This window comes from Streptomyces sp. YIM 121038, assembly GCF_006088715.1.
GTDB lineage: Bacteria > Actinomycetota > Actinomycetes > Streptomycetales > Streptomycetaceae > Streptomyces.
Map to the genome: position 1 here is coordinate 3,032,532 of NZ_CP030771.1, position 11,972 is coordinate 3,044,503.

The 11,972-nt window shown below is 74.5% G+C and carries 11 protein-coding genes; 5 read left to right on the plus strand and 6 right to left on the minus strand.

Features of this window, described 5'->3' with window-relative positions; genetic code table 11:
* Positions 1-16: 16 nt before the first annotated feature.
* Positions 17-3,409, minus strand: coding sequence for a BTAD domain-containing putative transcriptional regulator (locus C9F11_RS12700; protein ID WP_138959393.1), 3,393 nt, complete (start codon positions 3,407-3,409; stop codon positions 17-19).
* A gap of 211 nt (positions 3,410-3,620) precedes the next feature.
* Between C9F11_RS12700 and C9F11_RS12705 the strand changes: the two genes are divergently transcribed.
* Positions 3,621-4,415 (plus strand): site-2 protease family protein, encoded by a 795-nt coding sequence (locus tag C9F11_RS12705; RefSeq protein WP_138959394.1) that lies wholly within the window; start codon positions 3,621-3,623, stop codon positions 4,413-4,415.
* Here the strand turns inward: C9F11_RS12705 and C9F11_RS12710 are convergent.
* The 3 genes from C9F11_RS12710 to C9F11_RS12720 form a co-directional block, all read right to left on the minus strand.
* Positions 4,405-4,602: a hypothetical protein gene (locus C9F11_RS12710; RefSeq protein ID WP_138959395.1), complete on the minus strand. Its 198-nt coding sequence runs from the start codon at positions 4,600-4,602 to the stop codon at positions 4,405-4,407. The two genes, C9F11_RS12705 and C9F11_RS12710, sit on opposite strands and share 11 nt — an antisense overlap.
* Positions 4,603-4,698: 96 nt before the next feature.
* Positions 4,699-5,403: an NADPH-dependent F420 reductase gene (npdG, locus tag C9F11_RS12715; RefSeq protein WP_138959396.1), complete on the minus strand. Its 705-nt coding sequence runs from the start codon at positions 5,401-5,403 to the stop codon at positions 4,699-4,701.
* Between the two features lie 36 nt (positions 5,404-5,439).
* A complete protein-coding gene (locus C9F11_RS12720; protein ID WP_138959397.1) occupies positions 5,440-6,525 on the minus strand; it encodes a sialidase family protein in 1,086 nt (361 codons plus the stop codon).
* An 80-nt stretch (positions 6,526-6,605) separates the two neighbouring features.
* Here C9F11_RS12720 and C9F11_RS12725 point away from each other — a divergent pair, with 80 nt between their 5' ends.
* Entirely contained in the window at positions 6,606-7,217 is a 612-nt protein-coding gene (locus C9F11_RS12725) for a hypothetical protein (RefSeq protein WP_138959398.1), read from the plus strand.
* A gap of 89 nt (positions 7,218-7,306) precedes the next feature.
* On the plus strand, positions 7,307-8,569 hold the full coding sequence (locus tag C9F11_RS12730; protein WP_138959399.1) for an MFS transporter: 1,263 nt from the start codon (positions 7,307-7,309) through the stop codon (positions 8,567-8,569).
* A gap of 556 nt (positions 8,570-9,125) precedes the next feature.
* On the opposite strand, the gene C9F11_RS12735 is transcribed toward C9F11_RS12730, so the two are convergent.
* Positions 9,126-9,359: a hypothetical protein gene (locus C9F11_RS12735; RefSeq protein ID WP_138959400.1), complete on the minus strand. Its 234-nt coding sequence runs from the start codon at positions 9,357-9,359 to the stop codon at positions 9,126-9,128.
* 70 nt (positions 9,360-9,429) lie between these two features.
* On the opposite strand from C9F11_RS12735, the gene map reads away from it, so the two are divergent.
* A complete protein-coding gene (map, locus tag C9F11_RS12740) occupies positions 9,430-10,287 on the plus strand; it encodes a type I methionyl aminopeptidase (RefSeq protein ID WP_138959401.1) in 858 nt (285 codons plus the stop codon).
* 149 nt (positions 10,288-10,436) lie between these two features.
* The gene (locus C9F11_RS12745; protein WP_138959402.1) at positions 10,437-11,123 is read left to right on the plus strand and encodes a biliverdin-producing heme oxygenase; all 687 of its coding nucleotides are present in this window, start codon (positions 10,437-10,439) and stop codon (positions 11,121-11,123) included.
* A gap of 107 nt (positions 11,124-11,230) precedes the next feature.
* On the opposite strand, the gene C9F11_RS12750 is transcribed toward C9F11_RS12745, so the two are convergent.
* Complete coding sequence (locus tag C9F11_RS12750; RefSeq protein ID WP_138959403.1) at positions 11,231-11,968, minus strand: PhzF family phenazine biosynthesis protein; 738 nt, start codon at positions 11,966-11,968, stop codon at positions 11,231-11,233.
* Positions 11,969-11,972 lie beyond the last annotated feature (4 nt).

Sequence of the window (11,972 nt, forward strand, 5' to 3'; positions counted from 1 at the left end):
CCGCCCGGCCGGGGCGTCACAGGCCCGCCGCGGCGACGGCCTCCTCCCAGGTGAGGCCGGAGCCCTCGGCGTACGCGGCGGCGTAGGCCGCGTCGCCGAGGGGCGCCCGGACCGCCTGCTCGGCGGCCGTGCGCACCTCCCGCTCGAAGACGGTCCGCACATGGCCGGGCGGCAGCTGTCCGTCGGCCACCGCAAGGAGGCGCGCCGCGACGGCGGCCCGGTCCGGGGCGGTGCGGGCGAACGCGTGGGCCACGGTTCCCAGATGGACGGCGAGCAGCTGGGGGGCCACGATCTGCGAGAGCGGGTCGGCGGCCTTCTCCAGGGTCGCGCGGGCGCCCGCGAGCACGCCCTCGTAGTGGCCCTCGATGGTGTCGAGCCAGGCGCTGACGGCGAGCACCGTGCCGTCGAAGACGGCGAAGCCGACGGCCTTGAACTCCTTGCGCAGCAGCGCCAGCTGGTCGCGGGCCTCGCGGACGTGGCCGCGCATGCCGAGCAGCCCGATGAGGAAGATGCGGGCGGCGGGCAGCGCCCCGTCGAGACGGCCCACGCTGTCGTCCACGACGCGCCGCAGCAGCCGCTCGCCGCGCTCGGTCTCGCCCAGTTCGACGAAGACCGCGCCGAGCCGGGCCGTCAGGAGGGACACCTGGGTCTTGGCGCCGAGCGCCTCGGCGTGGGCGATGGCGGCCGCGAAGTCCTCGGCGGCGCGCGGGAAGGCGCCGCGCCGCTCATGGGCCTCCGCGCGCGAGGACAGCGCCTCGGCCATGCCCCAGGTGTCGCCGAGCCGGGTGAAGATCTCCAGGGCCTCGTCGGCGTCCTGCCAGGCGTCGCCCGCCCAGTCGACGCGGTTGGCCAGGACGTTGGCGCGCCACTGCAGGGCCCCGGCCAGCTCCCAGGTGTAGCCGAAGTCGCGGCAGGCGGCGACGGTCCGGTCCACGATCTCCCGGACCCGGTGGACGTCGCCGCTCAGCAGGACGGCGTAGAACCACAGGCTCCCGGGGTTCCGGCAGGTCTGCGGCAGGCCCGGCCGGTAGGCCTCGCGGATGGCACGCAGCTTCTCCTCGGCCCGGGGGGTCTGCCAGGCGTCCGGGTCCATGTCCATGCAGGACATGTGCACCAGGTGCACCCCGCGCCGGGCCTCCTGGAGCACCTCGGGCCGCATCGGCGGCGGGGCGTCCGTGCAGCGCTCGTGCAGCGGCTCCACCGGCGCGACCGGCTCCGCGAACGGGTCGGGCCCGAGCGCCATCACCTCGCGGGACCAGTGTCTGACCTCGGTGCGCAGGTCCCGCATCAGCCAGAACCACGACAGGGCGTGCACCAGGCACAGCGCCTCGTGCTCGTCGCGGGCGGCGACGGCGCGGCGCAGCGCGGTGCGCAGGTTCTCGTACTCGTTCTCCAGGACCGCGACGGCCGTGCGCTGGCCGTGGCCGCGCAGCTCGGGGTCGGTGCGGCGGGCCAGCTCCCGGAAGTAGGTGAGGTGCGCGCGCTCGGTGGCGGCCCGCTCCCCCGACTCGTCGAGGCGCTCGACGGCGTACTCGTAGACGGTCTCCAGGAGGCGGTAGCGCATGCCGCCGCCCGCGGCCGAAGGGGCGGCCACCACCAGGGACTTGTCGACGAGTGAGCCGAGCAGGTCGGGCACGTCGCGCGGGTCGACCTCGACGTCCACGGCCCAGGAAGCGGTCCCGGGGGCGGCCCCGGAGGTGGCCCCGGAGGTGGCCCCGGAGATGGCGCAGACCGCCTCCGCCGCGGCGAGGTCGCAGCCGCCCGCGCAGACCGCGAGGCGGCGCAGGACGGCCCGCTCGGAGCGGTCGAGGATGTCCCAGGACCAGTCGACGACGGCGCGCAGGGTCTGCTGGCGCGGCAGGACCGTGCGGGCGCCGTTCGTCAGGAGCCGGAAGCGGTCGTCGAGGCGGTCGGCTATCTGGCGCGGCGTGAGCATCCGCAGACGGGCCGCCGCCAGCTCGATGGCCAGCGGGAGCCCGTCGAGCCGCGCGCAGATCTCGGCGGCGGCCTCCGGGTCGTCCGTGACCCGGAAGCCCGGGCGTGCCGCCTGCCCCCGGTCGGCGAGCAGCCGCAGGGCGAAGGGCTCCGGCAGCGGGCCGACGGGGCGCAGGGCCTCGCCGGGGACGCCGAGGGGCTCGCGGCTGGTGGCGAGGACGGTCAGTTCCGGGCAGGCGGCGAGGAGCCGCTCCGCGAGGTGGGCGGCGCCGTCGATGACGTGCTCGCAGTTGTCGAGGATGAGCAGCATGCGGCGCGGCGCGCAGTATTCGGTGAGCCTGAGGACCGGGTCGTCGCCGAGCCGCTCCGCCGCCGCGCGCAGCTCCTCCGCGCCCGCGCCGCGCAGCACGGTCTCGCGGGCGCCGAGCGCGGTGAGCACGGCCTCCGGCACGCCCTGCGGGTCGTCCAGGGGCGCGAGTTCGGCGAGCCACACCCCGTCCGGGGCCTCGATCCCCTCGGCGGCCTCCTGGGAGAGCCGGGTCTTCCCGGCCCCGCCGGGGCCGACCAGGGTGACGAGCCGGGCCCGCCGCAGGTCCTCCCGGATGGCGTCGATGTCGCCCGCCCGGCCGACGAAGGAGGTGAGCCGGGCGCGGAGGTTGCCGGGGGCGGCCGCCGTGGACGCGCGCGCGGCGGCCGTGGGCTCCTCGCCCGCGCGCTCCCGCGGGGCGGCGGGCCCGGCGCGGTCCGCGGCCGCGCCGGGGCGGAGCAACTCCTCGTGCAGGGCACGCAGTTCGGGCCCCGGGTCGGTGCCGAGGCGGTCCGCGAGGAGGCGGCGGACGGCGTCGTAGGCGGCGAGGGCCTCCGCGGGGCGGCCCGCCGCGCGCAGGGCGCGCAGGCGCAGCGCCTGGAGCGGCTCGTCCAGCGGACGCGTGTCGCACAGGGCGGTGATCTCGGGCAGGGCGTCCTCGGCCCGGCCGAGGGCGACGGCCGCCGCGAGGCGGGCGCGCCGGGCCTCCAGGCGCCGGGCCGCCCAGCGGGCCGCGTGCGCGGCGTGGTCCGGCAGATCGGCGAAGGCGTCCCCGTGCCAGAGCGCGAGCGCGTCGTCGAGGACGACGGCGGCCTTGGCCGGGTCGCCGTCGGCGAGGGCGCGCGTGCCCTCGCCGACGAGGCGCTCGAAGCGGTGCGCGTCCACGTCGTCCGGGGCCGCCCGCAGTTGGTAGCCGCCGTCCACCGAGGCGACGGCCTGGGCGCCGAGCGCCCGGCGCAGTCGGCCCACCAGGGCCTGCAGCGCGCCGGCGGCGTCGGCCGGGGGCTCACCGCCCCACACCTCGTCGACCAGGACGGCCACCGGAACGGTCCGCCCCGGCCGCAGCGCGAGCGCCGCGAGCAGGGCACGCAGTCGGGCACCACCGACGGCGGCGAGGGTGCCGTCGGGGCGCAGGGCCCGGGTGATGCCTAGAACGCGATATCGCACGCCCCCATTGTCGCCGTTCGCGCTCCGGGCCCGGGTCCCGGCTCCGTCCGGGCACCGCGGGGCCCTCGTTCCCGCCCCGTGGAACCACCCCGCCGTCGCCGGACGTTCACGTACTCCTGCTGTACGGTCGGGCACGCCGCGCAGGCCGCAGGCCTGCCGCCCGCCCGCTCCGGGCGTACGGCGACCGCACGAACCTCAGGAGCCCCGCACCATGACCGGCCACTCCCACGGCGACCGCCGGGTCAGCCCCGTCTTCCTCGGCATCGCGGCCGTCACCGCGGTGAGCGGCTGGGCGGCCTGGACCGGCTTCGCGGACAACCCCGGCTTCGCCGTCTTCCTGTTCGTGACGGCGGCCTGGGTGGTGTCGCTGTGCCTGCACGAGTACGCGCACGCGCGCACCGCCCTGCACGGCGGCGACATCTCCGTCGGGGCGAAGGGCTATCTGACCCTGAACCCGCTGAAGTACACGCACGCGCTGCTCAGCATCGTGCTGCCCGTGCTCTTCGTGATCATGGGCGGCATCGGTCTGCCCGGCGGCGCCGTGTTCATCGAGCGCGGGCGGATCCGGGGCCGCTGGCGGCACAGCCTGATCTCGGCGGCGGGCCCGCTGACGAACGTGCTGTTCGCCGTCGTGTGCACGGCCCCGTTCTGGCTGGACGCGCTCGACGGCGTCCCGGACACCTTCCGCTACGCCCTGGCGTTCCTCGCGCTGCTCCAGGTGACGGCGGCGATCCTGAACTTCCTGCCGATCCCGGGCCTGGACGGCTACGGCGTCATCGAGCCGTGGCTGTCGTACTCGGTCCGCCGCCAGGTGGAGCCCTTCGCGCCGTTCGGCCTGCTCGCGGTGTTCGGCATCCTGTGGATCCCGGAGGTCAACGACGCCTTCTTCGACGCGGTGGACGCCGTCCTGCGCGGCCTCGGCGTGGAGGAGTGGGACACCTACTGGGGCCAGCGGCTCTACCGCTTCTGGCAGGGCACCCCGGACATCCCCGCGATCAGCGGCTAGCGGCGGCGGTCTCGCGCGCCGCCCGCTCCAGCTTGGCCCGGCGGACGTAGTACCAGGTCATGTTGGACGACAGGCCCGCGAGCAACACCCACACGATGCCGAGGAGGCTGCCCTGGACGAAGGAGACCACGGCGGCGGCGACGGCCAGGACACAGACGACGAGGGTGTAGAGCGCTAGGCGGGGCATGGGGTTCGGCTCCCTGATCACAGCACGACGGATACGGCATTCCGGACGGACGTACCGCACCAGTGTCCCCCATGCCCCGCCCGCCCGGGCACGGGCCTAGACGTCGGTGACCCGGAGCCCCGCGTGCGCCTTGTAGCGCCGGTTGACGGAGATCAGGTTGGCGACCAGGGACTCCACCTGGTGGGCGTTGCGCAGCCGCCCGGCGAAGACGCCCCGCATGCCGGGGACGCGGGCGGCGAGCGCCTGCACCAGGTCCGTGTCGGCGCGGCTCTCGCCGAGCACCATCACGTCGGTGTCGATCTCCTCGATCGAGGCGTCCTGGAGCAGCACGGCCGACAGGTGGTGGAAGGCCGCCGTCACCCGGGAGTCGGGGAGCAGCGCGGCGGCCTGCTCGGCGGCGCTGCCCTCCTCGGGCTTGAGGGCGTACGCGCCCTTCTTGTCGAAGCCGAGCGGGTTCACGCAGTCGATGACGAGCTTGCCCGCGAGCGGCTCGCGCAGGGCTTCGAGGGTCTTGGCGTGGCCGTCCCACGGCACGGCGACGATCACGATGTCGCTGCGCCGGGCGCACTCGGCGTTGTCCGCGCCCTCGACGCCGAGGCCGAGCTCGGCGGCCGCGGCCTCGGCGCGCTCGGCCGCACGCGAGCCGATGATCACCTTCTGTCCGGCGCGGGCGAGCCGGTAGGCGAGGCCGCGCCCCTGGTCACCGGTGCCGCCGAGGACCCCGACGACGAGCCCGGACACATCGGGCAGGTCCCAGGGGTCCTTGGCGGGCGCCTTCTGCACACTTTCCGTGGAAGTCATGGTCAGACCCTACGTCCGCGTCCACGGCGACCGCGTTCAGGTGAGCCGGTCGAGCGGCACCCTGCGGAAGGTGATCGTCTCGTACGCGCCGAAGTCCCCGGTCTCGTAGAGGAGTCCGACGGCGTCCTCGTCGAGGCGCACGAGGTCGGAGTACGCGGCGGGCAGCCCGTCGACGGTGTGCACGGGCTGCCAGGTGGTGCCGTCGTCGTCGCTCCTGTGGATGCTCATCCGGGCGCGGAAGCCGGGGTCGGCGGGCCCGGAGAAGAGCAGCACGTCGGGGTCGCGCAGCTGGAGCACGCTGCACTCGACGACAGGTCCGGTCAGACAGGACTGCGGCCGGAAGGGCTTGACGAGGCTGGCGCCGCCGTCGCGGGAGTGGGCGTCGGCGCGGTTGCCGGGGGCCGGCGAGTCGTTGCGGGTGTTGAAGTACACGCGGCCGTCGGGGAGTTCGGCGGCGGTGGTCTCGTTGACGTTGATGTAGCCGTTGGTGTTGTCGTCGACGTAGCCGATGCGCCAGGTCTGGCCGAGGTTGTCGCTCAGCAGGCAGTGCCCGCCGTTGTACTTGCCCTCGGTGCCGGTGTCCGTGCCGGTGGGCGGCAGCGAGTGGTTGGCGGGGACGACGATCCGGCCGCCGCCGAGCTGGATCGCGTGGCCCGGCGTGGTCGCGTACCAGCGCCAGTCGGCCCGCTTCACCTGCTTGGTGATCTCCCGGGGCACCGACCAGGTGAGGCCGTCGTCGTCGCTGTGCTGCACCCAGACCCTGCGGCCGTCCGCCGGGGTCACCTGGCCGCGCCGGATGGCGTCCTCGGAGGCCGCGGCCGCGTTCCTGACCTGGACGAGCAGGACCCGCCCGGTGTCGAGGACGACGGGCGCCGGATTGCCCGCGAGGTCCGTGCCGTTGGCGCCGACGACCTGGAGCGGGCCCCAGGTGCGGCCGCCGTCGGTGGACCGTTTCAGCACGATGTCGATGTTCCCGAAGTCCTCCTGCGACCCGACGCGGCCCTCGCAGAAGGCGAGGACGGAGCCGTCGTGCGTGACGACGACCGCCGGGATGCGGAAGCTGGCGTACCCTTCGCGGCCCGCCCGGAACGGTACGGACGCCTCAACTGTCTCCACTGCCATCCCCGCCCCTTCCCCACCTCGGGGGAATTCGGAGTGAACTGCGGCTGTACGAATGACTTGTTGAGGCAGTATGCGCCTCCATGGACGCGGTACGGGTCGCGCTGCTGCGCGAAGTTCTGAACGGCACCGAATGGCCGGACGCCACGCGCCGCTTCGCCGGGGCGCTGCGCGCCGGTGTGGTGCCGCACGGCGGGGGCCTGCTCCTGGTGGGCACGCACGAGTACGAGCCGTGGCATCTGGCCGCGCACCTCACGGACGAGGCCGCCTGGTCCGGCACGCCCGAGCTGACGCCCACGCTCGTGCGCCACCGGCCGCGGGCGGGGGCGCCCGCGCACCTGTCGGTGGGGCTCGGCCGCGTCGAGGCCGCGCGGCGCGGCGAGACGCTGCTCGTGGTCGCGCCCGGCACGCCCGCGCCGGAGCTGCTGTCCCGCGTCCACGACGCGCGGCGCGCGGGCGCGACGGTCTTCGCGCTCGGCCCGGACACGGGCGCGGGCGACGAGCTCGGGGCGCTCGCCCACGAGGCGCTCACCGTGCCGCGCACCGGGGACCTCGACCTGGACACGGTCCAGCACCTGGTGAGCGCGGCGACGGGCGAGAACAGCCTGCCCGCGCCCCGGGGCCGCCGCCGCGTGCGCGACCGCCTCTCGCGGCTGGCGGACCAGCTGACGGCTCCGCCGTCGACGCGGTGGTGAGCCCCCCCCCGGGGGGCGCCCCTCGGGGGCGACTGGCGTTCGAGAAATCGTTTGCACGACGGCATTCGCGCCGCTGACCATGTCCCCTTGTGAAACGAATCGCCGCGATACTGCCCGACCTCTCCCCCTGGCGCTCAAGCCGGGACTTCCGGCTCCTGTGGGTCCAGGGCCTGGTCACCTACTTCGGCAGCTTCATGGCACTGATCGCCCTGCCGCTCCAGATCAAGGACCTCACCGACTCGCCGCTCGCGGTGGGGGCGATGGGCGCGGTCGAGCTGGTCCCGCTGATCGTCTGCGGCCTGTACGGCGGGGCGCTCGCCGACGCGGTGGACCGGCGCAAGGTGATCCTCCTGACGGAGGCCGCGCTCGGCGTGCTCGCCCTCGTCCTGTTCGTCAACGCGCTGCTGCCGCAGCCGCTCCTGTGGCCCCTGTACCTGGTGGCGGCCGGGGTCTCCGGGCTCGCCGGGCTCCAGCGCCCGGCGCTCGACTCGCTCCTCGCCAGGATCGTGCCGCACGACCAGCTGACGGCCGCCGCCGCGCTCAACTCGCTGCGCTGGAACGTCGGTGCCATCGCCGGGCCCGCCCTCGCCGGTGTCGTCGTGGCCTACGCCGGGCACGCCAGCGCGTACGCCGTCACGGTCGTCGGCTTCGCCGTCTCCGTGGCGCTGTGCACCCGGCTCTCGCCCGCGCCCGCCGCGCACGGCGCGCAGAAGCCGTCACTGCGGGGGCTCGCGGAGGGGGCTCGGTACGCGTGGTCGCGGCCCGTGCTCCTCGGCACCTACGCCATCGACGGGGCGGCCATGGTCTTCGCCTTCCCCAACACGATCTTCCCGTTCCTCGCGGACGACCTGGACGCGAGGTGGTCGCTCGGCCTGATGTACGCCGCCGGGGCCGTCGGGTCGCTGCTCCTCAGCCTCACCAGCGGGTGGACGTCGCGGGTGCGGCGGCACGGGGTGCTCGTGGTGTGCGGGGCGGCCGGGTGGGGGCTCGCCATCACGGCGGCGGGGCTCCTGTCGAACGTGTGGCTCGTCCTGGCCGCCCTCGCGCTCGCCGGGGCGGGCGACATGCTCAGCGGTCTGGCCCGCAGCACCATCTGGAACCAAACCATCCCCGACGAGCTGCGCGGGCGGCTCGCCGGGATCGAGGTCCTCTCCTACAGCGTCGGGCCGCAGCTCGGGCAGGTGCGGGCCGGGGCGGCGGCCGGGTGGACGGGCACGCGGTCGGCCATCTGGTCCGGGGGGCTCGTCTGCGTGGGCGCGGTGGGCGCGCTGTGCGCGGTGCTGCCTTCGCTGCTCTCCTACGACTCGGCCACGGACGAGGACGCCACCCGCCGCCGGGTCGCTGCCGCTTAGCCTGGACGGTACGGGCCGGGCCTTGCTGCGGCCCTTGCCTCAAGGGTTGCTCGGCACCTGGGGCCGTGCCGATGGCCCCCCGCGGGAAGCCGGGCCGCGTGCCGCCGGGGTCGGGCCCCTGCTTCAACGGTTGCTCGGCACCTCTGCGCTGTGCCCACCCGTCCCGCCCTGCGGGACGATTGCCCACAGCGGGGAAGCCGGGGGCGGGTCCGTGGTGCCGCGCTGCGCGCGGCCGGGGCGGGCCCACCCGCCCGCCCACCCGCAAGCGCTCCGCGTCGGGCCCGGCCGCGCAACGCCGAGGAGTTCCGGGTGGGCGGGTGGGAGATCCCGCCGCGGTAGCGGCGGAGCCACCCACCGGGCCGCGAGCGCACCGCGTCGGGGCCGAGCCCGGCAACGCCGAGGAGATTCGGGTGGGCGGGTGGGAGATCCCGCCGCGGTAGCGGCGGAAACCACCCACCGGGCCGCAAGCGCACCGCGTCGGGGCCCGGCCGCGCAAGGCCGAGGCGCTACGGGTGGGCGGGCGGGAGGGGCTCCGCGCAGCGGGGGCCCGGTGGGGTCAGGGGTTGGGCCGGTCCGGGTCACCGGTGGCGTCGTGCCAGCGAGGGTCCGTGTCCCAGTCCAGGTTCCGCTCCGCCGCCGTCTCCATCGCGTGGGTAGCCTCCTCCCGGGAGGCATAGGGCCCGAACCGGTCCTTGCCGGGGCACTCCGGGCCCTCCTCGACCTTCTTGTGCTCCAGGCAGTAGTACCACTCGCCCGGTTTCCCGGCGGTCCGCTTCTTGAACAGCGCCATGGCCACAGCTCCCGTCTCCCCCGCTCTCTCCCGCCATGCTGCCCCATCCGGGCTCGTTAGACTCGCTGGCATGTCTGGCCAGTCACTGCTCGTACCAGGGGAGCTCTCTCCCACCCGTTCCGTGCCCGGGAACATCAGGCGCCCGGAGTACGTCGGCAAGCCCGCCCCGACGCCGTACACCGGGCCGGAGGTGCAGACCCCGGAGACCGTCGAGCTGATGCGCACGGCGGGCCGCATCGCCGCCCGCGCGATGGAGGAGGCCGCGAAGGCCATCGCTCCGGGCGTGACCACCGACGAGCTCGACCGCATCGCGCACGCGTACATGTGCGACCACGGCGCCTATCCCTCGACGCTCGGCTACCGCGGCTTCCCGAAGTCGCTGTGCGCCTCGGTCAACGAGGTCATCTGCCACGGCATCCCGGACTCCACCGTCCTGCGCGACGGCGACATCGTGAACCTCGACGTCACCGCGTACATCGGCGGCGTGCACGGCGACAACAACGCGACGTACCTGGTGGGCGACGTGGACGAGGAGTCGAGGCTCCTCGTCGAGCGCACCCGCGAAGCCCTGCACCGCGCCATCAAGGCCGTCAAGCCCGGCCGTCAGATCAACATCATCGGCCGCGTCATCGAGTCGTACGCCAAGCGCTTCGGCTACGGCGTGGTCCGTGACTTCACCGGCCACGGCATCAACACGTCGTTCCACTCCGGCCTGATCGTCCCGCACTACGACAGCCCGCACGCGACCACGGTCATCCAGCCCGGCATGACGTTCACGATCGAGCCGATGCTGACGCTGGGGACGCACGAGTACGACATGTGGGACGACGGCTGGACGGTCGTGACCAAGGACCGCAAGCGCACCGCGCAGTTCGAGCACACGCTCGTGGTGACGGACAGCGGGACGGAGATCCTCACCCTGCCGTGAACCGGACGGGCGGGTAACGTTTTTACCGACAGAGCGTCGGGAATTTACCGACAGGGCGTCGGGAACCGGTTGACTTAGGTAAGCCTAACTTGCATGATCGGTGCTGGCCACACTGGTTTTCCGCCCCTCTCGGCACCCGGAGGTCCCGCATGGACTCGGCGATCCCTCAGCCCACCGCCCCGCTTTCGTTCTCGACGCTCATCCGCACCGCGTCCCACGAACAGCACACGGAGGCGGAGACGTCGACGTTCATGAGCGACCTGCTCGGCGGCCGCCTGGGCGTGGACGCGTACGCGCGCTACACGGAACAGCTGTGGTTCGTCTACCGCGCCCTGGAGGACGGCACCGAGGCCCTGCGCGACGACCCCGTCGCGGGGCCGTTCGTACGGCCCGAGCTGCTGCGCGTCGCCGAGCTGGAGCGGGACCTCGCCCATCTGCGGGGCCCGGAATGGCGCGAGCGGGCCACCGCGCTGCCCGCGACGGCCGCGTACGCGGCCCGGGTCGAGGAGTGCGCGCGGACCTGGCCCGGCGGATACGTCGCCCACCACTACACCCGCTACCTCGGGGACCTCTCCGGCGGACAGATCATCCGGGGCCGGGCCGAGAAAGCCTGGGGCTTCGCCCGCAAGGGCGACGGAGTCCGGTTCTACGTCTTCGAGGGGATCTCCAACCCGGCCGCGTTCAAGCGGGACTACCGCGAGCTGCTCGACGGGATCGAGGTCACCGTGCCCGACGAGCTGGAGCGGCACCGGATCGTCGACGAGTGCAAGCGGGCGTTCGCCCTGAACACGGCCCTGTTCCGGGACCTCGCCACCGAGTTCCCGCACGCGGCGTAGCCCTCTGACCGGGCCGGGCAACCGCATTTTCGCGCTGCGCGCTCGTCCTCAAACGCCGGACGGGCTTGATGCTCCGGCAGCGCGAGGTCCGGGTGACCCGGCCCCGTTCAGGCCGACGGCCAAGTGGCGTGCGACGGCAGGGACACGCGGCCGCCCACATCGATGAGGTCGTCGGGGCCCGGTGCCGTGATGATCTGGGAGCCGCGCCCCTGCGTGATGTTGAGGGCCCGGCCCAGCTGGTGCGTGAGCAGGAGGGCCGCCGCCCCGGTGGCCTCGTCCTCGCGGATGCCGTCGTTGCGCCCGGGGAAGCCCCGCGCCCGCACCCGCCCCGCGGCCTCGTCCTCCCACGCCCAGGCGTAGATCCACTCCCCGGCGGGCGGCACCGCCAGCGCCTCCACCTCGGCCGCCGAACCGTACGCGCGCAGCGTCCGCGGCGGCGCCCACCGCGCCCGCGCCGCGATCCAGGTGAACTCCCCGTCCTGCCGGGCCTCGACGACCCCGGCCTCGGTGACGAGCTCGGGCACGTCGAGCAGCCAGGCCGCGCCGAGGCAGGGGTATCCGGCGAAGGGCAGCCGTGTGGTGGGCGTGTAGATGTCGATGTGCCCGCGCTCGGGATCGTCGACGAACACCGTCTCGCTGAAGCCGAGTTTCCCGGCAAGCTCCTGCCGCGCCTCGCGCGCGGGCACGCGGCCGCCGTTCCTGACGACCCCGAGCTCGTTGCCGTACCGGCCGTCGGGGCCGCAGAAGACCCGCAGGACGTCGACTCCGGCGTGTACGTCGGTCCCGACGGGCACGCCGGTCCCGTCCGCCGCGCCGGGTGCGCCCGGCCGCTGTTCTTCGGTCATTCGG